This is a genomic window from Agrobacterium sp. GW821-FHT14E08 (assembly GCF_058803865.1).
The window spans coordinates 823,976-844,801 of the sequence record NZ_JBXAPJ010000001.1; the positions used below are offsets into that span (position 1 = coordinate 823,976).

Sequence of the window (20,826 nt, forward strand, 5' to 3'; positions counted from 1 at the left end):
TGATGGAATACAACGCCTTTTTTCCGCCCCACGAGGGACTGCGATTGAAAGATATCGCAGACCGTTTTGGGGCGGAACTGTCTGAAGATGCGGCGGGAGAGCGGATCATCAGGTCCGTCGCGCCGGTCTATCGGGCAAAGCCCGACCAGCTCTGCTATATTCTCTCCCGCAAGAACCGCGACGAATTGCTGACTTGCGAGGCAGGCGCCGTGATTTGCGACGTGGCGCTGAAGAATATGCTTCCGCCCCATATACCGGCCCTGATATCGAAAAATCCGCATACGCTTTTTGCGCAGGTGGGTGCCTTGCTGCATCCCGCGGCCATGCGTCCGGCAACGATTGCGCCGATGGAAGGTGAAATTTCCAGTGCCGCGCATATCGATCCTTCCGCGAAGCTGGAAGCGGGCGTGATCGTCGAGCCGCTCGCGGTCATCGGCGCTGGCGCCCATATCGGTGCTGGCACCCGGATTGGTCCCGGTGTCATCATCGGGCCCGATGTGCAGGTCGGCCGCGATTGCACCATTGCCGGTGGCGCAAGCATCCTTGCTTCTCTCCTCGGCAACAACGTGATTATCCATAACGGCGCCCGTATCGGTCAGGACGGTTTCGGTTATGCGCCCGGTCCGCGCGGCATGCTGAAGATCGTCCAGATCGGCCGGGTCATCATTCAGGACAATGTCGAGATCGGCGCCAACACCACGATCGATCGCGGCACCATGGATGACACCGTTATCGGCGAAGGTACCAAGATCGACAACCAGGTCCAGATCGGCCACAACGTCCGCATCGGCCGCCATTGCGGCATCGTCAGCAAGGTTGGCATTGCGGGCAGCACCCGCATCGGCGACGGTGTGATGATTGGCGGCGCGGCAGGTATCAATGGCCATATCAACATCGGCGACGGCGTGCAGATCGCCGCGATGAGCGGTGTGGTCGCGGACGTGCCGGCAGGCGCGCGCTACGGCGGAACGCCCGCGCGTCCTATGAAATATTTCCTGCGCGACATGGCCGAAATTCTGGCGCGCGCTGAAGGGCGTGATAAAAAAACAGGAGAAAAAAACGATGACTGAAGAAACGAAGACGGCGCTGGGCGCGGCTGACATTCTGGAAGTCATGAAGCTTCTGCCGCATCGTTACCCATTCTTGCTGATCGACAAGATCATCGAGATCGATGGTAACAACTCGGCGATCGGCATCAAGAACGTCACGGTCAACGAGCCGCATTTCACCGGCCATTTCCCGGACCGGCCGATCATGCCAGGCGTTCTGATCGTCGAAGCCATGGCCCAGACGGCAGGCGCGATCTGCGCTCGCAGCCAGGGCGAGGGTGGTCACCTGGTTTACTTCATGACGATCGACAATGCGCGTTTCCGCAAGCCCGTGATCCCCGGCGATCGGCTGGAAATCCATGTCGTCAAGCAGCGCCAGCGCGGCAACGTCTTTAAATTCCATTGCGAGGCGAAGGTGGACGGCGCGCTGGTGGCGGAAGCCGATGTTGGCGCCATGATGATCCCCGAGGACCAGCAATGAGCACGATTGCCGCCTCGGCCAGAATTCACCCGACGGCTGTGATCGAAGACGGCGCGGTGATCGGTGAAAATGTCGTCATCGGTGCGCTGAGCTATGTCGGTGCGAAAGTCACGCTGCATGACGATGTCCGGCTGCACAATCACGCCGTTGTTTCCGGCCTGACCGTCATCGGCCGTGGTTCGGTCATCCATCCCATGGCGGTGATCGGCGGCACGCCGCAGGCTATTCGCCACGATGGCTCGGAAACGACGCTCGAGATCGGTGAGCGCTGCGTCATGCGCGAAGGCGTGACGATGAACGCCGGCAGTTCCGACGGCAGCAGCAAGACCATTATCGGCGACGATAATCTCTTCCTCGCCAATTCGCATGTGGCGCATGATTGCCGCCTTGGCAGCCATATCGTGCTGTCCAACAATGTCATGCTGGCGGGCCATGTCACCATCGAGGATCGCGCCATTCTGGGCGGCGGCTGCGCCGTGCATCAATTTACCCGTATTGGCCGCCAGGCCTTTATCGGCGGGCTTTCGGCGGTCAATTACGATGTCATTCCCTATGGCATGCTGAACGGCAATCCCGGTATTCTCGGCGGGCTCAATGTGGTCGGCATGACACGCGCTGGTATCGACCGTGCTGATATCCACAAGGTCAGGCGTGTCTACAAGGCGATTTTCGAGGCCGAAGGCACGATCCGAGGCAATGCGGCCGCCATCGACCGTAACGACTATCTGGATTGCCCGCAGGCGCTTGAAGTCATCGATTTCATCGGTGCGGATAGCGACCGCGCGATCTCTTCGCCCAACCGGGGCAAGTGAGCCGTGACACGCGGCGGGCGTCTCGCCATTGTGGCCGGCAGCGGCCAGCTGCCGCTCTATGTGGCGGCCGCTGCGCGCGAGATGGGCGAAAACCCTTTCATTGTGCGGTTGCGTGATGATTCCCGCTTTGACTGGACCGGTTTCGACAATGCCGTGATCAGTGTCGGGGACGTCGCCGGCCTTGGTCGTCTGCTGCGTGAAAATCGGGTGGACCGCGTTGTGCTGTCCGGCGCCGTGGCGCGGCGTCCGGAGTGGCGGGAAATCCGCCCCACGCTGGGCATAGTGCTGAAACTGCCGTCCATCGTTCGCACCCTGCTTTCCAGCGGGGATGATGCCGTTTTGCAGATGGTCATCAAGGTAATCGGTACGCTCGGCGCGAAGGTGATCGGTGCCCACGAGATCGCACCTGGCCTGCTGGCGACGATCGGTGCTTTCGGCGCACAAAAACCTTCCGAGGATGATCTGCGCGACATACGCAAGGCTGCTCAGGCGGCTCTCGCGCTTGGCTCGCTCGATGTCGGGCAGGGCGCGGTCTCCGTCGGTGGCCGCATCGTCGCACTGGAGGGCGTGGAAGGCACGGACGCCATGCTGGCGCGCGTTGCGGCATTGCGCACCGAGGGCCGCATCTCGCCCCGCCGCAAGGGTGTGCTGGTGAAGCTCTGCAAGCCGCAGCAGGATGTCCGTGCAGACCTGCCGACCATCGGCGTCGAAACGGTGGAGAACGCGCAGAAGGCCGGGCTGGCGGGCATCGCAGTCGAGGCGGGGCGGGCGCTGGTGCTCGACCGTGACGAGATGTTGAAAGCGGCCGATCAGGCGGGCATATTCGTCTGCGGCATCGATACGTCACTCGGTGAGGACATGCTGGGCGGAGATATGAAGCGATGACGGCAACGTTGAAAGTGGCGGTCATAGCCGGCGAGGTTTCTGGCGATCTTCTGGGTGCAGATCTGATCAGGTCGCTTAAAACCCGGTATGAGGGATCCATCGAGCTGATGGGCGTGGGCGGCGAGGCGCTGGAGGCGCAAGGTCTGGCATCGCTGTTCGATTATTCCGAACTCTCCATCATGGGCTTCACGCAGGTCCTCAAGAAACTGCCGAAACTCATTTCGCGGATCAACCAGACTGCCGAGGCGATCATCGCCGCAAGACCGGATGTTCTGCTGATTATCGACAGTCCCGATTTCACCCACCGCGTTGCGAAAAAAGTCCGCAAACAATTGCCGCATCTTCCGGTCGTCAATTATGTCTGCCCCAGCGTCTGGGCATGGAAGGAATATCGCGCCACCGCGATGTTATCCTATGTCGATCACGTTCTCGCCCTGCTTCCTTTTGAGCCGGAGGCGATGCGGCGTCTCGGCGGCCCCCCGACAACCTTTGTCGGCCATCGCCTCAGCGTCGATAAAGATGTGCTTTCCGTGCGGGCGAAGCGGGCGGAACGGTCGCTTCCTGCCCATGGCGAACGGAAAACCATTCTTCTCCTGCCGGGGTCGCGCTCCACTGAAACGACGCGGTTGATGGAGCCGTTTCAGGAGGCCGCAAAAGCTTTTGTGGAACGCAACGGCCCGACCCGGTTTCTGCTTCCCACCGTACCGCGCCAGGAAAGCCGCATCCGCGAATTGGCGGCGGCATGGCCGCAGGACATCAGGCCCGAGATCGGCAGCGATTCTGCTTTCAAGTGGAGTGCCTTTGCTGAGGCTGATGCGGCGGTTGCAGCGTCCGGCACCGTCATTCTCGAACTGGCACTTGCCGGTGTACCGACGATCTCGGTTTACAAGACCGACTGGATTTTCACGATGCTGAGCAAGCGGGTGAAAACCTGGACCGGGGCCTTGCCGAACCTGATTGCCGACTATGCCGTCGTGCCGGAATATTTCAACGAGGTTGTGCGTGCGGGCTCGATGCTGCGTTGGGCCGAGCGGCTGTCATCCGACACCACCGAGCGGCGGGCAATGCTTGAGGGTTATGCTCTGGTACAGGAACGTTTACGCACAGATGTGCCTCCGGGCGAAACCGGTGCGCGCATTCTTCTCGATGTCCTGAAGAGCAAAGCTCATCCCTCGGCATAATCATTTCAATTCTTTCTTACCGACAGGCTGCCGGCCTGCTGCCGATGCGGGCAGGCAAGGGGTCGATTTTACTGCATTTGATCGTTAGGACGGCAAGCCGCTGATAATCAGGCGGTTGGCAGCCCATGAATTTCCGTCTGGCACACCTCTTGCTTTCAATCTTGTATGCAAGATAGCCATACATCCGAAAGCGCCCAGAGCGCGGTAGAAGACGCCATCATCTCCGGCATTCTTTCTGCCCGCATCCGTCCGGGAACCCGCCTCAGCGAGAACCAACTCGCCAGCCTTTTCAGCGTGTCGCGCACGCGCATCCGTGAGGCGATGATGCGGCTGGAGACGCGCGGTATCGTCACCGTCAGCCCGCGCCGGGGCTGGTTCGTGGTGGAACCCTCCGCCGAAGAATCCATCAAGGTCTATGAAGCGCGGCGCATCATCGAATATGGGCTCTTGCGCAATCTTTCCGGCGTTAGCGCCGAAGGGATCGCCATTCTTGCCGATCATCTCGATGAGGAGAAGGCGGCGATTGCCAAAGGCGACCGCCAGCGCCTGACCTGCCTCATGGGCGACTTTCACATCCGCATCGCCGAAATCGCCGGCAACGACATCATCGTCGAAACGCTGCGCGACCTGACGGCCAGAACCATTCTCATCTCCATGCTCTATCAGTCGGATTTCCATGCGCAGCAATCGCATGACGGACATTGCCGCATCTTCGAGGCGATAAAGGCGGCCGATTTCTATGGCGCCGCCGAACTCGCCATCCGCCATCTCGACGAGGTCGAAACCGGTCTCGATCTCACTCGCAGGCCGGACCCGCTCTACGAGCTTCGCAATTCCCTTTCATTGCAGCCTCTTTCCCCAAGCCCCAAGGAGTAATTCCCAATGTTTTCCAGACGTTCGTTGCTTGCCATTGCCGCGATTTCCGCAACGCTTGGTTTTTCGCCCGCAGCCTTTGCCGATGCGCTCGGTGATATCACCTCCCGCGGCACGATCCGCGTTGCCGTCCCGCAGGATTTCCCGCCCTTCGGCAGCGTCGGCACGGATATGGCCCCGCAGGGCTATGATATCGACGTCGCCAATCTGATCGGCGAGAAGCTGGGCGTGAAGGTCGAACTCGTGCCGGTCACCAGCGCTAACCGCGTTCCCTATCTGCAAACCAACAAGGTCGATCTCGTCATTTCGAGCCTCGGCAAGAACCCGGACCGTGAAAAGGTCATCGACTTCTCCGCCGCCTATGCGCCTTTCTTCAATGGCGTGTTCGCTCCGGATTCGGTTGCCGTCACCAAGGCGGAAGATTTGTCCGGCAAGACCATCGGTGTCACCCGAGGCGCCGTCGAGGATCTGGAGCTGACGAAGGTGGCGCCTACCGATACGACCATCAAGCGTTATGAGGACAATAATGGCACGATCTCCGCCTTCCTCGCCGGCCAGGTGGAGGCCGTGGCCACGGGCAATGTCGTGGCCGCCGCCATTCTCGCCAAAAACCCGCCAAAGCGTCCCGAGCTGAAGTTCCTGATCAAGAATTCGCCCTGCTATATCGGCCTGAACAAGGAACAGCCGGCGCTGCTGGAGAAGGTCAACGCCATCATCGCCGCTGCAAAGACCGATGGTTCCTTGAACACGATCGCGCAGAAATGGCTGAAAACCGACCTGCCCAAGGATCTCTGAGCAACCCGGCAAAATGCATGCGCCGGCCTTGCCTTGAGGCGGGACCGGCGCATGGTTTGTCCTCGCCGAAAGGAAGCATCGGGTGAAATACACATTCGATTTTGGATGGCTTCTCGACTATTATCCGCAGATCGCCAAGGGCATCGCCGTTACGCTGGAGTTGATTGCCATTGGCGGCGTTCTCGGCATCGCCCTCGGCATCGTCTGCGCCTGGGTGCGCGCGCTCGGGCCCAAATGGCTGCGGCCGCCGGTCGCGACCTATGTGGAGCTCATTCGCAATACGCCATTCCTCATACAATTGTTTTTTATCTTTTTCGGCCTGCCGTCGCTTGGCCTGCAATTGTCGGAACTGACCGCCGCCAATATCGCCATGGTGGTCAATCTCGGGGCCTATAGCTGCGAAATCATCCGCGCCGGCATTCAGGCGACGCCGAAGGGACAGTTCGAGGCGGGGGCAAGCCTTGCCATGACCCGCTTCGAAACCTTCCGGCATGTGGTTCTGGTTCCCTCACTACAACGCATCTGGCCCGCTCTTTCATCGCAGGTGGTGATCGTCATGCTCGGCTCGTCGGTCGTCTCGCAGATCGCCGCCGAGGATTTAACCTTCGCCGCCAATTTCATCCAGTCGCGCACCTTCCGCGCCTTCGAAGCCTATATGGTCTCCACCGCCATTTATCTCGTGCTGGCCATCCTTCTCCGGCAGGTGCTTGTCTTGGGCGGCAACCTCATCTTTCCGCGCAGGAGTGTCCGATGATCGAATTCTCCACCTGGGATATTCTCAGAAACCTGCTGCTCGCCACGCGCTGGACCGTGCTGCTGTCGCTCGTCTCCTTCGTCGGCGGCGGCGTGGTGGCGCTGCTTCTGCTGTTCATGCGTATTTCCCGGAAAAAATCGATGCGGGTTTTTGCGCGCTATTATGTCGAGCTTTTTCAGGGCACGCCGCTTTTGATGCAGCTCTTCATCGCCTTTTTCGGCCTCGGCCTGTTCGGCATCGATGTGCCGGCCTGGCTGGCGGCGGGCCTGACGCTGATCCTGTGGGCAGCTGCCTTCCTCACCGAAATCTGGCGCGGCTGCGTGGAATCCGTCGCCAAGGGCCAATGGGAGGCATCGGCGAGCCTTGCCATGGGACGCCTGCAGCAGATGCGTTACGTCATCCTGCCGCAGGCCATGCGGGTCGCCATTCCCCCGACCGTCGGTTTCTTCGTGCAGGTCATCAAGGGAACGGCCGTGACCTCGATCATCGGTTTCGTGGAACTGTCCAAGGCCGGCACGGTCGTCACCAACGCCACCTTCCAGCCCTTCACCGTTTATGGCCTCGTCGCCCTCATCTATTTCGCGCTGTGCTGGCCTCTGTCGAAGAGCAGCCAGATCCTCGAAAGGAAGCTCAATGTCGCTCATCGAAATCACTGAAGTCCGCAAAAGCTATGGCAGCAACGAGGTTCTGAAGGGCATCAACCTCGATGTGGAGCCTGGTGAGGTCATCGCCATCATCGGCAAGAGCGGATCGGGAAAATCGACCCTGCTTCGCTGCATCAACGGGCTGGAGACGATTTCGGCCGGTTCCATATCGGTCGCCGGCGCGCAGCTTCTCGAAGACGATCTGCATCTGAAAGCCCTGCGGCTGAAGGTCGGCATGATCTTCCAGCAGTTCAATCTCTTCCCGCACCAGACCGTTGGCGGCAACGTCATGCTGTCGCAGACCGTGGTGAAGAAGACCCCAAAGCCGGAAGCGGAAGCCGTTGCCCGCAAGATGCTGGAACGGGTTGGGCTTGCACATAAATTCGATGCCTATCCCGATGAATTGTCCGGCGGCCAGCAACAACGCGTCGCCATTGCCCGGGCGCTCGCCATGCAGCCCATCGCGCTCCTGTGCGATGAGATCACCTCGGCGCTCGATCCCGAACTTGTCGCGGAAGTGCTTGCCGTGGTGCGTGAACTCGCGGCCGAAGGCATGACGCTCCTGATGGTGACGCATGAAATGAAATTTGCGCGCGACGTCTGCTCCCGCGTCGTCTTCATGCATGAGGGCAGGGTGCATGAAATAGGCCCGCCGGAAGAGGTGTTCTCCAATCCCTCGACACCCGAACTCAAGCAGTTCCTGGGCGTTGCTGCACGCCATTGAGGACCGTTCGGATGCCCAACAAAAAAGGCCGGCGGGTGAAAACCTGCCGGCCTTTGATCTTATAGGATTTCGCGGCTTAGCGCTTGGAAACCGGAACGTAGTCGCGCTTGCCGGCGCCCGTATAGAGCTGGCGCGGACGGCCGATGCGCTGCTGCGGATCTTCGATCATTTCGTTCCACTGTGCGATCCAGCCGACGGTGCGGGCAAGAGCGAAGAGAACGGTGAACATGGTCGTGGGGAAGCCGAGCGCCTTCAGCGTGATGCCGGAATAGAAGTCGACATTCGGGTAAAGCTTCTTTTCGACGAAGTAGGGGTCGGAAAGGGCGATCTTTTCCAGTTCCAGCGCGACCTGCATGATCGGATCGTCCGAGTTGCCGGTGGCTTCCAGCACTTCGTACATTGTCTTCTGCATGATCTTGGCGCGCGGGTCGTAGTTCTTGTAGACGCGGTGGCCAAAGCCCATCAGGCGGAACGGGTCGTTCTTGTCCTTGGCGCGGGCGATATATTCCGGAATACGGTCAACCGTGCCGATTTCGTTGAGCATGTTGAGCGCCGCTTCGTTGGCGCCGCCATGAGCCGGGCCCCAGAGGCAGGCGATGCCAGCCGCGATACAGGCGAACGGGTTCGCACCCGAAGAACCGGCAAGACGCACCGTGGAGGTGGAAGCGTTCTGCTCGTGATCGGCATGCAGGATGAAGATGCGGTCCATGGCGCGGGCCAGAACCGGATCGACCTTGTAATCCTCGCAGGGCACGGCAAAGCACATGTGCAGGAAGTTCGAGGCGTAATCGAGGTCGTTCTTCGGGTAAACGAAGGGCTGGCCGATATGGTACTTGTAAGCCATGGCGGCGATCGTCGGCATTTTCGCAATCATGCGCAGCGAGGCGACCATGCGCTGGTGCGGATCGGTAATGTCGGTCGAGTCGTGATAGAAGGCCGAGAGAGCGCCGACCGTGCCGCACATGACGGCCATCGGATGCGCATCGCGGCGGTAGCCGGTGAAGAAGCGGCTCATCTGCTCATGCACCATGGTGTGGCGCGTGACGCGGGTGTCGAAATCCTTCTTCTGAGCCGCGGTCGGCAGTTCGCCGTAAAGCAGCAGATAGCAGGTTTCCAGGAAGTCACCCTGTTCGGCGAGCTGCTCGATGGGGAAGCCACGATGCAGGAGAACGCCCTCGTCACCGTCGATATAGGTGATCTTGGATTCGCAGGAGGCCGTCGACGTGAAACCCGGGTCGTAGGTGAAAGAGCCCGTGTGCTTGTACAGCGTGGCGATATCGACGACGCTTGGTCCAATCGTGCCTTCCCTGACCGGGAGTTCGACCTGTTTTTCGCCAAGTGTCACTGTAGCGCTTTTTTCCGTCATACTGATCCTCCGAAAACATGCGGGTGGGGGCGTTGAGACACGCCCCGCGGTTAAGCGTCTACCGATTAGCTATATGATCCTTGCGCCGATGCCAAGCTATCCGAAGGTCAAATTGTGCATTGCGGCAAAAGCAATCCCGTTGCTTTGGGCTTTCGTGGCGATAGCAATTCAATCTCGGTCAACGCAGGGTTAAAGGAAAGGATTGCAATCCCTCACGCGTGCCTGCAAATCTGTTTCCGGTGCGGCAAGGGGCGGCGCAAATTGCTTGGTCAAGGGGAAAAACAGCATTTCCGGTATGCCGAAACGTTGCAGGGCGACTTGCCCGGCACGCGGGATATTCTGCTTCCCCTTCGTCGGACGAGCGACATTGCGACATATGGCACGCCCGCCATTATTCCCCGGCAAAATCTCAAAAACTCTGTCACTGGAAAAATTGCCATATGGGTCGCCGAAGAGCGCGCTTTTGGCCATGATTTTCTTTTTATTCCCGTTCTCATCGGCTGCGGCGCAGTTCTGTGGTTTTCTCTCGACGTCACGCCCGCGTCATCCGTTCTGGCGATTGCATTTTTGCTTGTCGCGGGCCTGGCGCTCCTCGTCAGATATACCCCCGGCTTCATGTCGACGGCTTGCGGTCTCTGCGCTTTTGTTTTGCTCGGCATGCTTCTGGCCGATTTTGAAACCCGGCGGGCCGGAACCGTGGTGCTGGATACGCCCGTCACCACCACCCTCACCGGCACGGTTGCGCGCCGGGAGGTTGATGCGCGCGGTTCCTGGCGATATGTGGTTCGGCTGACCGCGACGGCGGCGCCGGTTTTGTCTCGTCCGCCACAGATGATTTCCGTGCTATCGCGCGGCAGGGGTGAACCGGCGGCACTGGGCGCCACCATCAGCGGCAAAGTGCGCCTCTCGCCGCCGTCCGGCCCCGCCTTGCCGGGATTGAACGACTTTGCCTTCGCATCCTATTTCAAGGGAATAGGCGCCACCGGTTTCTTTTATAAGCCACCGCAGACGCTTCCGTCACCTGCAGGGGACATCAAGGCCGAGGCGGGCTGGCTCGAATGGGCGGATATGTGGCTCTACGGACTTCGCAGCGCCATTGCGGAACGTATCCGCTCCACCATCGGCGGTGATGCCGGCGCTTTCGCCGCCTCCATCGTCACCGATGAGAGACAGGCGATCTCGGCGGAAACGATGGAGGCTTTGCGGCTCTCCGGCCTTGCCCATATCGTTGCGATATCCGGGCTCAACATGGCGCTGGCGTCAGGCATTTTCTTCGTTGGCCTGAGATTGGCCTTCAGCCTGTTTCCGGGCTTTGCGCAGCGCTGGCCGGTCAAGAAGATCGCGGCCTTTGCAGCACTGCTGATGACACTCGCCTATTACCTCATTTCCGGTTTTGCCGTCTCCGCCGAACGCGCATGGTTGATGATGTCGGTGATGCTGATCGCAGTTCTTTTCGACCAGCCGTCTCTCAGCCTGAGAAATGTTGCCCTTTCCGCTCTGGTCATTCTGGCTTTCTCGCCATCGGAAATCATGGGGCCGAGTTTCCAGATGTCATTTGCGGCCACCATAGCGCTTGTTTCTGCCTATGCCGCCTGGAACCGCTGGCGGACCGAGCGGGATCGGTTGCTGGTCGGGCGCAGGCCCGGCTGGATGACGGTGCTGCAAATGGCAGGTGCCGTCATTGGCGGTGTTGTCACGACATCGCTGATCGGCGGACTTTCGACGGCGATCTATTCCGCCGAACATTTCCATCGTGTCACCACTTATGGACTTTTCGCCAATCTGGCTGCCATGCCGTTGATGTCGCTGATCGTCATGCCGTTCGGTCTTCTCGCGATGCTGCTGATGCCCTTCGGGCTCGATGCGCCTTTCCTGAAGATCATGGGTTATGGCATGGCTCTTGTCATCGAGGTCGCCAATGAGGTGGCGTCATGGGGTGGCAGCGCGGCGACGGGGCGGCCGCATGGGTGGTTTATCGGTCTCGCCACAGCGGGTTTCCTGCTGCTGACTTTGCTGCGCAGCCGGCTTGCCCTTCTCGGTATACCGGTCCTGATTTTCGCCTTCGGCCTGTCAGCTTTGCCCCCCCGTTATCCGCCTCATCTCCTGGTGCACGAGGACGGCCAGCTGGTGGCCATGCTGGAGGATGGCAAGGTCTTCACGACAAGAGCGCGGCCACCGGACTTTGTGTATGGCCAGTGGCAAAGGGCGCTGCTGCTGCCGGAAAAACCCGTGCCGCCAATAGTAGTGGAGCCGGAGGTTCGGGTAAGCACTGCCGGCTTGGCGCCGAAAACGAAACTCCCACCCAAAGAGATGGCGGCGGTGACGAAAGAGATGACGGCGGCGCTGAGGGATGCCAAGGCTGGGGTCTTCACCTGCAGAAAAGACATATGGTGCGTGGCCCGCGCCGGCAGCGGCGAGTGGATCATCGTTCTGGAGGATGGCCGCTTTGCCGGAACAGCCTGTGATATCGCCGATATTGTCATCGTTTCCCGCCGAACTTCGTTTTCACAGTGCCGCTCCGGGGCGCTGCTTCTCAATCGAGACATATTGCGACGTATCGGTTCAGTGGAAATAGATTTTGCCAATATGGATCAGGCAGGCGTGGTAAAACGGCTGCGCGCCGCAATATCTGGAACGGACAGGCCGTGGAGCGAACATCGTTATTACGACTGGAAAAGCGGCCGTTTCGATCATGAGGTGCCTGAGGCCGTCAACAGGCTGCTGGCGACGTCAGAGTGAGCCGCCAGCGTGGTTCATCATGCCCTGGCGCGCAGATCTTCGATCACGTCGCCGATCCCGCCAATTTCTTCTTCATGCGCCGTGTCACGCCAGGTTTCCTTCAAACCGGCCTCGTACCATTCACGCATCGCGGGCAGGGCGAGCAGCCTTTCGCAATAGCTCCTGGCCGCGGGTGAAAGATCGGCGCCATAGCTCTGGAAACGGAACGCCACCGGGCAGAAAAAGGCGTCGACCGCCGTGAATTTCGCGCCGGCGAGATATGGTCCACCGAATTTTTCAAGGCCTTCGCTCCACAGCGCATCAATGCGCTTGATATCGGCGGCAAGCCCGGCATCCCCGCCCTTCGGTCTTGCCCTGATGCCGACAGACATGGGATAGAGATTGCGCAGCGAAGAAAAGCCGGCATGCATTTCACTTGCCGCCGACCGTGACCAGGCCCGTGCCTGCTTGTCGCTCGCCCAGACACCCTGATGTCTTTCAGCAAGATATTCAGCGATCGAAAGCGTTTCCCACACCATGAAGCCGTCATCGACAAGGCACGGCACCTTGCCGGTTGGCGAAAAGGAGGAGAAGGAAATTCCTTCACCGAACGGAATGAGTTTTTCGGTGAACGCGATACCCAGCGTGCGCATCAACACCCACGGCCGCAACGACCATGAAGAATAGTTCTTATTCGCTATATAAAGATCGTACATGGCGTATCTCCCGGATATGACGCGCATTTTTATACCTGCCGGGCGTCCGTGGAATATCGAAAATAATCCATGGCTCCCATAAGCCGTATTGATGAATGATAAGGGGAGGGCATGGACGGCAACGCTTCGCAAATATCACCGTCCGGAGACAGCTGAAAAATCACCAATCGACCGACGATGCAATTCAACTTCGCGAAGGCTTGGTGAGAATTCAAGAGCTGAATGCGGCAGGCCAGACCTATGTCGTCATACTAGCAAAACGGAAAATCAGCATGAAACTGTAGCCAGTTTCGGAAGGCATCAGGCATCGCCCGCGTCAGTCACATACCACCGTGCGTATCCAAATTATGCCATGCTTCAGGCAGTCTTCACCTCTCATACAGGCGTCATCATCAAGACGACGCCTGTCGAAAACCGGATGACATCCCGTCCATCGGGTCAATGATAACGGCGGATCAACCCAACCAGCTTGCCCTGGATTTTCACCCGATCCGGTCCGAAGATGCGGGTCTCATAAGCGGGGTTTGCAGCCTCGAGCGCGATGGAGGCGCCCTTGCGGCGGAAGCGCTTCAGCGTCGCCTCCTCGTCATCCACCAATGCCACAACGATATCGCCCGGATTGGCTGTATTGCCGTTGCGGATAATGACGGTGTCGCCGTCAAAAATGCCGGCCTCGATCATCGAATCGCCCTTGACCTCAAGCGCGTAATGTTCGCCGGTGCCCAGCATATCCACCGGCACGGCAACGTCGTGGGTGTTGTTCTGGATGGCGGAAATCGGCACGCCGGCGGCGATACGGCCCATGACCGGCACGGTAACGGCGCCACCGAGATCATTGGCTGGTGCCTTGGGGGCAGGGGTCGGTTCCGGCGTCTTCGGCTTGCCGAGGCTGCCTTCGATGACGCTCGGCGAAAAGCCGCGCTGCGGCCTTGCGCCCGGCGCGTAGGCCTCGGGCAACTTGATGACTTCCAGCGCCCGTGCCCGGTTAGGTAGCCGGCGAATGAAACCGCGCTCTTCGAGGGCAGTGATCAGCCGGTGAATGCCGGATTTGGAGGCAAGATCGAGTGCGTCCTTCATTTCATCGAAGGAGGGCGGCACGCCGGACTCTTTCATTCTTTCATGAATGAAGAGAAGCAATTCCTGCTGTTTGCGCGTGAGCATGAGGAAAACACCCTTGAGAATCGTAGTGGAGATCGCGAAACAAATACAGAACGAACACTATATGTTCCATATGTGTTCCGCAATCCCCTAAAATTTCGTGAAGCTGCTATCTGTTGTTTTGATGATTTGCCTCATCGCACGAAATTGTGCTTTTCTTCGCCTCGAACCGGTGCAGCATGGCTTCCTGTCGCGCCGCCAGCAGGAATGACAATGACGAAACCCTATTGCATCGATCATCTCGTCTTGCCCGTGCAGGCTCTTGCCGTTGCGGAAAAGCGCTATGAAGACCTCGGCTTCACGGTTGCGCCGGAGGCTCTTCATCCCTTCGGCACGCAGAATGCATGCGTTTTTTTCACCGATGGGACCTATCTGGAGCCGTTGGCAATTGCTGATCCGGCTAAATATAATGCCTCCGTGAACCGTGGCGATGTGTTCACAGGCAGGGATCAAGCCTTCCGGCAGGGTCATGGCAGGGAGGGATTTTCCGCTCTGGTAGCCCGAACCGGGGATGCCTTTGCCGATCATGAGAGATTTGCGGTCTCCGGCCTTTCGGCGGGCGATATCTTTGAATTTTCGCGGCCTGTTCGAATGCCGGACGGTTCGCAAAGCGAGGCGGCATTCCGGCTTGCTTTTGCAGCAGCAAGCGGGACGGCTGCGGATTTCTTTTCGTTCAGCTGTCAGCGGCTTCAGGTGCTGCCGGGCGATCGCACGGCACTGGAGCGCCATGCCAATGGGGTTCTCGGCCTCAGCGAGATCGTTCTGTTTTCAGGAGCCGATCGAAATGCGGCGCGGCTGATCGAAACGGTTTTTCGCTGCAAGGGTGAAATGTCCCCGGATGGTGATATGGTTTTCGCAACCGGCAATGCGCGCATCCGATTGGCGGCAAAGCCGGTTTTTGGCGGGCATGGCATGGATGCCAGGGAGTGGGGCGACGGCGGATTGCGCGGCGCGGGCGTCATCTTTTTGTCACACGATCTTGCCGTGACAGAAGCTGTGCTTGCTGCTAATGGCGTGTCCTGCGCAAAAGCGGGCGGCCGCCTGGTGGTGGCAGCAGCACCCGGTCAGGGCGTAACATTCGCCTTCGAGGAAAAATGATGAGCGTTACGAACAATCTCAAAGTCACCGCCGGCGATGGCGCCAGCAAGGTTTCCTTTTCCAATACAGAGCGTTTTTCGCTGATTGCCGGCCCCTGCCAGATGGAGAGCCGCGAACATGCCTTCATGATCGCCGGTGTCCTGAAGGAGCTTTGCGACAAGCTGGGGATCGGGCTCGTTTATAAGTCGTCCTTCGACAAGGCGAACCGCACCTCGCTTTCCGGCAAGCGCGGCATCGGCCTTGAGAGCGCCATGCAGGTTTTCGCCGACCTCAAGAAGGAATTCGGCTTTCCTGTTCTGACTGACATTCACACCGAAGAACAATGCGCCATCGTGTCCGAAGTGGTGGATGTGCTGCAAATCCCGGCCTTTCTCAGCCGCCAGACAGATCTTCTCGTCGCCGCCGCGAAAACCGGCCGCGTCATCAACGTCAAGAAGGGCCAGTTCCTCGCCCCCTGGGACATGAAGAATGTGCTGGCCAAGCTGAATGAGAGCGGCAATCCGAATGTGCTTCTGTGCGAGCGTGGCGCCTCCTTCGGTTACAACACGCTCGTTTCCGACATGCGCTCGCTGCCGATCATGGCTTCGCTCGGCGCGCCTGTTGTCTTTGATGCCACCCATTCGGTGCAGCAGCCGGGCGGGCAGGGCGGCTCCACGGGCGGCCAGCGCGAATTCGTCGAGACTCTGGCGCGGGCGGCGGTTGCTGTCGGTGTCGCCGGGCTTTTCATCGAGACCCATGAGGACCCGGACAATGCGCCGTCCGACGGCCCCAACATGGTCCATCTGAAGGATATGCCGAAACTGCTGGAAAAGCTGCTCGCCTTCGACGCCATCACCAAGGCCTGAGCGGCGAGGCGGGCACTGTCTGTGCCAATCGATTTTAATGGCGGGCGGGCCGTTTCTGCCGCCCGTCGTCATTGTAATTTCTTCGCCATCGTCTAAGACAGGCGACGGAAAATATCTGTTCCATTCCCAAGGGAGAGACCATGACTGCCATTACCGATATCATCGCGCGCGAAATCCTCGACAGCCGCGGCAACCCGACCGTTGAAGTCGATGTTTACCTCGAAGACGGCTCCATGGGCCGCGCCGCCGTTCCTTCCGGCGCCTCCACCGGCGCGCATGAGGCGGTTGAGCTGCGCGATGGCGGCAAGCGTTATCTCGGCAAGGGCGTGGAAAAGGCGGTTGAAGCCGTCAATACCGAAATCTTCGACGCCATCGGCGGTTTCGATGCCGAAAACCAGATCCAGATCGACCAGACGATGATCGTTCTCGACGGCACACCGAACAAGTCGCGCATCGGCGCCAACGCCATCCTCGGCGTGTCGCTCGCTGTTGCCAAGGCTGCTGCTGAAGCCTCCGGCCTGCCGCTTTACCGTTATGTTGGCGGCCCGAACGCACATCTTCTGCCGGTTCCGATGATGAACATCATCAATGGCGGCGCGCATGCCGATAACCCGATCGATTTCCAGGAATTCATGATCCTGCCGGTTGGTGCGGAAAACATCCGCGAAGCCGTGCGCATGGGTTCTGAAGTGTTCCATACGCTGAAGAAAGAACTGTCTGCACAGGGCCACAACACCAATGTTGGCGACGAAGGCGGTTTTGCGCCGGGTCTGGAAAGCGCGCCGGCAGCACTCGATTTCATCATGAAGTCGATCGAAAAGGCTGGCTACCGTCCGGGCGACGACATGTTCATCGGTCTCGACTGTGCCGCAACCGAATTCTTCAAGAACGGCAACTACGTTTATGAAGGCGAAGGCAAGACCCGTTCGCCGATCGAGCAGGCCGAATATCTGGCTGAACTCGTCGCCAAGTATCCGATCATCTCCGTAGAAGACGGCATGGCTGAAGACGACTGGGACGGCTGGAAGGCTCTGACTGATCTTATTGGCAACAAGTGCCAACTGGTCGGCGACGATCTTTTCGTCACCAACTCCGCTCGCCTTCGTGATGGTATCAAGATGGGCGTTGCAAACTCCATCCTCGTCAAGGTCAACCAGATCGGCTCGCTCTCCGAGACCCTGGATGCGGTTGAGACCGCACACAAGGCTGGTTACACCGCCGTCATGTCACACCGTTCGGGTGAGACGGAAGATTCCACCATCGCCGATCTCGCTGTTGCGACGAACTGCGGTCAGATCAAGACCGGCTCGCTTGCCCGTTCCGACCGGCTCGCAAAGTACAACCAGCTGATCCGCATCGAGGAAATGCTGGGTCCGCAGGCCGCTTACGCCGGCCGTTCGATCCTGCGCGGGTAATTCCGGCGGTATTGGTTTGTGATGCGGCCCGCCGCCTCGGCGGGCTCATTCAGGGGCGAGCGGTAGCATCCGCATTCCGTCACCCCGGACTTGATCCGGGGTTCAGCGCGATCAAGTCCTTGATCGCGAAAGACTCTCCCCACAGCGCAGACGCGCTGTGGCTGGATGCCGGATCAAGTCCGGCATGACGAGGGTTCTTTTGACGTCGCTGCCATTCTTAGCCCGCCCTCCGGCGGGCTTTTTTGCGCCTATTTGCCAAAGACAATTTAAGGTCAACGGATAGTTAAACAATCAGCCTTAATCTCGAGATTCAAAGGTTATGCGTTTTAAGGCTTCTCTCCGGCATGTGGACCAGACATCATAAAAAGAGACGATTCGGCCGTTTGATCGTTCCGGCCATCACGATCGCTTTTCTTTCCTATTTCGGCTATCATTCCATTCATGGCGACTTCGGCCTTCAGGCAACGGAGCGGCTGGAGCGGCAGCGTATCACCCGTACTGCGGAGCTTGCCAAGCTGACGCAGGCCCGTGTGGCGCTGGAGCGGCAGGTGGAATTGCTGAGCGACGGCTCGCTTGAGCGGGACATGATCGACGAGATTTCCCGTTACCAGCTGAATATGTCCCGCACGGACGAAATCGTCATCATGAACACATATTTCTAATTAACCTAAATCAAGTTAATTTAACATTTCTGATTTATTCACAGCATCTTAGCGTGAATATGTGCCATGCGTTTAAAGCATTGCTGCATGGCATTTTCTTGCATATGGTACGCGCCACTCTATCCATTCAAACGGCAACTCAGGGAGGGATGAATGGCGCCGCGAAAACCAGCGACCGTATCCGGCCGCAAGACCACGGCAAAGGCCGCAACCGAATTCACCGGCAAGAACAGCCCGGACTTCTCGAAGGAAGAAGAGCTTCACGCTTATCGTGAAATGCTGCTCATCCGCCGTTTCGAGGAAAAGGCCGGCCAGCTCTATGGCATGGGCTTCATCGGTGGTTTCTGTCACCTCTATATCGGTCAGGAAGCTGTCGTCGTCGGCATGCAGATGTCGCAGAAGGAAGGCGATCAGGTTATCACCGCTTACCGCGACCACGGCCACATGCTGGCGCTCGGCATGAGCGCGCGTGGCGTCATGGCTGAGCTGACCGGGCGCAAGGGCGGCCTGTCGAAAGGCAAGGGCGGCTCGATGCACATGTTCTCCAAGGAGAAACATTTCTACGGCGGCCACGGCATCGTCGGTGCGCAGGTTTCACTCGGAACCGGTCTCGCTTTCGCCAACCGCTATCGCGGCAACGACAATGTCTCCGTAACCTATTTCGGTGACGGCGCCGCCAACCAGGGCCAGGTCTACGAGAGCTTCAACATGGCCGCTCTCTGGAAACTGCCGATCATCTATATCGTCGAGAACAACCGTTACGCCATGGGCACCTCGACCGCCCGCGCCACCGCCCAGTCGAACTATTCGCTGCGCGGCCAGTCCTTCGGCATTCCCGGCATCCAGGTGGATGGCATGGATGTGCGCGCCGTCAAGGCCGCCGCCGATCAGGCGCTGGAACATTGCCGTTCCGGCAAGGGGCCGATCATTCTGGAAATGCTGACCTACCGTTACCGTGGTCACTCCATGTCCGACCCGGCGAAATACCGTTCGAAAGACGAAGTGCAGAAGATGCGCTCCGAACATGACCCGATCGAGCAGGTCAAGGCACGGCTTCTGGAGCAGGGCTGGGCAAGCGAAGACGAACTCAAGGCCATCGACAAGGATGTCCGTGATATCGTCGCCGACAGCGCCGACTTCGCCCAGAACGACCCAGAGCCGGATGTATCCGAGCTCTACACCGACATTCTGCTCTGATCGGGAAAGGGAAACCCATGCCAGTAGAAATTCTTATGCCCGCCCTTTCCCCGACCATGGAGGAAGGCACGCTTTCCAAATGGCTTAAAAAGGAAGGCGACAAGGTCACCTCCGGCGACGTGATCGCCGAGATCGAGACCGACAAGGCGACCATGGAAGTGGAAGCCGTGGATGAGGGCGTCATCGGCAAGCTGCTGATCGATGCCGGCACCGAAGGCGTCAAGGTCAACACGGCAATTGCCGTTCTTCTTCAGGACGGCGAAAGCGCCGACGACATTTCTTCCTCCGCGAAGAAAGAAGAGCCGAAGGCAGAAGCCGCGAATTCCGATTCGGATGCGGCCGGCGGCAAGACCCGCGAAGCGACCGAAGAGCCGAGCGCTGCCAAGGAAGCCGCCAAGGTTCCGGCAGCACCCAAGATCGAAGTCGCTGCCGATCCGGACATTCCGGCAGGCACGGAAATGGTGATGACGACGGTGCGTGAAGCGCTGCGCGACGCCATGGCCGAAGAAATGCGCGCCGACGAAAAAGTCTTCGTCATGGGTGAGGAAGTCGCCGAATATCAGGGCGCTTACAAGATCACCCAGGGCCTGTTGCAGGAATTCGGTGAGCGTCGCGTCATCGATACCCCGATCACCGAGCACGGTTTTGCCGGTATCGGCGTCGGCGCTGCGATGACGGGCCTGCGCCCCATCGTCGAATTCATGACCTTCAACTTCGCCATGCAGGCGATCGACCAGATCGTCAACTCGGCGGCAAAGACGCTTTACATGTCGGGTGGCCAGATGGGCGCTCCGATGGTGTTCCGTGGTCCGTCCGGTGCGGCTGCCCGCGTCGGCGCCCAGCATTCGCAATGTTACGCCGCATGGTACAGCCATATTCCGGGCCTCAAGGTCGTCATGCCCTATACGGCTGCCGACGCCAAGGGTCTGCTCAAGGCCGCCATCCGCGATCCGAACCCGGTCATTTTCCTGGAAAATGAAATTCTCTACGGCCAGAGCTTCGAAGTGCCGAAGCTCGATGATTTCGTGCTGCCGATCGGCAAGGCGCGCATTCACCGCAAGGGCAAGGATGCGACCATTGTTTCCTTCGGCATCGGCATGACCTATGCCATCAAGGCGGTTGCGGAACTCGAGAAGCTCGGCATCGACGTCGAACTGATCGATCTGCGCACCATCCGCCCGATGGATCTGCCCACCGTCATCGAATCGGTCAAGAAGACCGGTCGTCTGGTCACGGTCGAGGAAGGTTTCCCGCAGTCATCGGTCGGTGACTTCATCGCCAACCAGGTCATGCGCGCCGCTTTCGATTATCTCGATGCGCCGATCCTGACGATCGCCGGCAAGGATGTTCCGATGCCTTACGCGGCAAACCTCGAAAAGCTGGCTCTGCCGAACGTCGATGAAGTCGTTCAGGCCGTCAAAACCGTCTGCTACAAGTAAGGGGAGGCGTTTCG

21 protein-coding genes are annotated in these 20,826 nt (G+C 59.2%); 17 read left to right on the plus strand and 4 right to left on the minus strand.

Annotated features, from left to right (window positions below):
• Positions 1–2 precede the first annotated feature (2 nt).
• The 10 genes from lpxD to AC1ROR_RS04050 all read left to right on the plus strand — a co-directional run bounded on the left by lpxD (position 3) and on the right by AC1ROR_RS04050 (position 8,198).
• On the plus strand, positions 3–1,070 hold the full coding sequence (gene lpxD / locus AC1ROR_RS04005) for a UDP-3-O-(3-hydroxymyristoyl)glucosamine N-acyltransferase (RefSeq protein WP_498588646.1): 1,068 nt from the start codon (positions 3–5) through the stop codon (positions 1,068–1,070).
• Positions 1,063–1,530, plus strand: a complete 468-nt coding sequence (gene fabZ, locus AC1ROR_RS04010) for a 3-hydroxyacyl-ACP dehydratase FabZ (protein ID WP_003521400.1) — start codon at positions 1,063–1,065, stop codon at positions 1,528–1,530. The genes lpxD and fabZ overlap by 8 nt, the downstream gene beginning before the upstream one ends.
• A complete protein-coding gene (gene lpxA / locus AC1ROR_RS04015) occupies positions 1,527–2,342 on the plus strand; it encodes an acyl-ACP--UDP-N-acetylglucosamine O-acyltransferase (RefSeq protein WP_142171979.1) in 816 nt (271 codons plus the stop codon). The genes fabZ and lpxA overlap by 4 nt, the downstream gene beginning before the upstream one ends.
• Before the next feature lie 3 nt (positions 2,343–2,345).
• Positions 2,346–3,227 carry an LpxI family protein gene (locus AC1ROR_RS04020; protein WP_498588647.1) on the plus strand — a complete coding sequence of 294 codons (882 nt, stop codon included), beginning with the start codon at positions 2,346–2,348 and terminating at the stop codon, positions 3,225–3,227.
• Positions 3,224–4,408 carry a lipid-A-disaccharide synthase gene (gene lpxB, locus AC1ROR_RS04025; RefSeq protein WP_498588648.1) on the plus strand — a complete coding sequence of 395 codons (1,185 nt, stop codon included), beginning with the start codon at positions 3,224–3,226 and terminating at the stop codon, positions 4,406–4,408. The genes AC1ROR_RS04020 and lpxB overlap by 4 nt, the downstream gene beginning before the upstream one ends.
• Before the next feature lie 165 nt (positions 4,409–4,573).
• The gene (locus AC1ROR_RS04030) at positions 4,574–5,284 is read left to right on the plus strand and encodes a GntR family transcriptional regulator (RefSeq protein WP_498588649.1); all 711 of its coding nucleotides are present in this window, start codon (positions 4,574–4,576) and stop codon (positions 5,282–5,284) included.
• Positions 5,285–5,290: 6 nt separating this feature from the next.
• On the plus strand, positions 5,291–6,076 hold the full coding sequence (locus AC1ROR_RS04035; protein WP_498588650.1) for a transporter substrate-binding domain-containing protein: 786 nt from the start codon (positions 5,291–5,293) through the stop codon (positions 6,074–6,076).
• Positions 6,077–6,158: 82 nt separating this feature from the next.
• Positions 6,159–6,830 (plus strand): amino acid ABC transporter permease, encoded by a 672-nt coding sequence (locus tag AC1ROR_RS04040; RefSeq protein ID WP_498588651.1) that lies wholly within the window; start codon positions 6,159–6,161, stop codon positions 6,828–6,830.
• Positions 6,827–7,486 (plus strand): amino acid ABC transporter permease, encoded by a 660-nt coding sequence (locus tag AC1ROR_RS04045; RefSeq protein ID WP_498588652.1) that lies wholly within the window; start codon positions 6,827–6,829, stop codon positions 7,484–7,486. Before AC1ROR_RS04040 ends, AC1ROR_RS04045 begins: the two co-directional genes overlap by 4 nt.
• A complete protein-coding gene (locus tag AC1ROR_RS04050; RefSeq protein WP_498588653.1) occupies positions 7,464–8,198 on the plus strand; it encodes an amino acid ABC transporter ATP-binding protein in 735 nt (244 codons plus the stop codon). The genes AC1ROR_RS04045 and AC1ROR_RS04050 overlap by 23 nt, the downstream gene beginning before the upstream one ends.
• A gap of 76 nt (positions 8,199–8,274) precedes the next feature.
• Here the strand turns inward: AC1ROR_RS04050 and gltA are convergent, their stop codons facing one another.
• Complete coding sequence (gene gltA, locus AC1ROR_RS04055) at positions 8,275–9,564, minus strand: citrate synthase (protein WP_003502585.1); 1,290 nt, start codon at positions 9,562–9,564, stop codon at positions 8,275–8,277.
• A gap of 189 nt (positions 9,565–9,753) precedes the next feature.
• The gene (locus AC1ROR_RS04060; RefSeq protein WP_498589192.1) at positions 9,754–10,035 is read right to left on the minus strand and encodes a hypothetical protein; all 282 of its coding nucleotides are present in this window, start codon (positions 10,033–10,035) and stop codon (positions 9,754–9,756) included.
• On the opposite strand from AC1ROR_RS04060, the gene AC1ROR_RS04065 reads away from it, so the two are divergent.
• On the plus strand, positions 9,931–12,303 hold the full coding sequence (locus tag AC1ROR_RS04065; RefSeq protein ID WP_498589168.1) for a ComEC/Rec2 family competence protein: 2,373 nt from the start codon (positions 9,931–9,933) through the stop codon (positions 12,301–12,303). The two genes, AC1ROR_RS04060 and AC1ROR_RS04065, sit on opposite strands and share 105 nt — an antisense overlap.
• A 17-nt stretch (positions 12,304–12,320) precedes the next feature.
• Here the strand turns inward: AC1ROR_RS04065 and AC1ROR_RS04070 are convergent, their stop codons facing one another.
• Both AC1ROR_RS04070 and lexA read right to left on the minus strand, forming a co-directional pair.
• Positions 12,321–12,998, minus strand: a complete 678-nt coding sequence (locus AC1ROR_RS04070; protein ID WP_498588654.1) for a glutathione S-transferase family protein — start codon at positions 12,996–12,998, stop codon at positions 12,321–12,323.
• A 438-nt stretch (positions 12,999–13,436) separates the two neighbouring features.
• Positions 13,437–14,159: a transcriptional repressor LexA gene (gene lexA / locus AC1ROR_RS04075; protein ID WP_035217477.1), complete on the minus strand. Its 723-nt coding sequence runs from the start codon at positions 14,157–14,159 to the stop codon at positions 13,437–13,439.
• Positions 14,160–14,369: 210 nt separating this feature from the next.
• Here lexA and AC1ROR_RS04080 point away from each other — a divergent pair, with 210 nt between their 5' ends.
• The 6 genes from AC1ROR_RS04080 (at position 14,370) to AC1ROR_RS04105 (ending at position 20,812) form a co-directional block, all read left to right on the plus strand.
• Complete coding sequence (locus AC1ROR_RS04080) at positions 14,370–15,254, plus strand: VOC family protein (protein WP_498589169.1); 885 nt, start codon at positions 14,370–14,372, stop codon at positions 15,252–15,254.
• Positions 15,254–16,099: a 3-deoxy-8-phosphooctulonate synthase gene (gene kdsA, locus AC1ROR_RS04085; protein ID WP_035217472.1), complete on the plus strand. Its 846-nt coding sequence runs from the start codon at positions 15,254–15,256 to the stop codon at positions 16,097–16,099. The genes AC1ROR_RS04080 and kdsA overlap by 1 nt, the downstream gene beginning before the upstream one ends.
• Positions 16,100–16,239: 140 nt before the next feature.
• Positions 16,240–17,514: a phosphopyruvate hydratase gene (gene eno, locus AC1ROR_RS04090; protein WP_035217470.1), complete on the plus strand. Its 1,275-nt coding sequence runs from the start codon at positions 16,240–16,242 to the stop codon at positions 17,512–17,514.
• Positions 17,515–17,858: 344 nt separating this feature from the next.
• Complete coding sequence (locus AC1ROR_RS04095; RefSeq protein WP_004441601.1) at positions 17,859–18,176, plus strand: FtsB family cell division protein; 318 nt, start codon at positions 17,859–17,861, stop codon at positions 18,174–18,176.
• A 153-nt stretch (positions 18,177–18,329) separates the two neighbouring features.
• Positions 18,330–19,373 carry a pyruvate dehydrogenase (acetyl-transferring) E1 component subunit alpha gene (pdhA, locus tag AC1ROR_RS04100; protein WP_035262411.1) on the plus strand — a complete coding sequence of 348 codons (1,044 nt, stop codon included), beginning with the start codon at positions 18,330–18,332 and terminating at the stop codon, positions 19,371–19,373.
• Positions 19,374–19,390: 17 nt separating this feature from the next.
• Entirely contained in the window at positions 19,391–20,812 is a 1,422-nt protein-coding gene (locus AC1ROR_RS04105) for a pyruvate dehydrogenase complex E1 component subunit beta (RefSeq protein ID WP_035217464.1), read from the plus strand.
• Positions 20,813–20,826 lie beyond the last annotated feature (14 nt).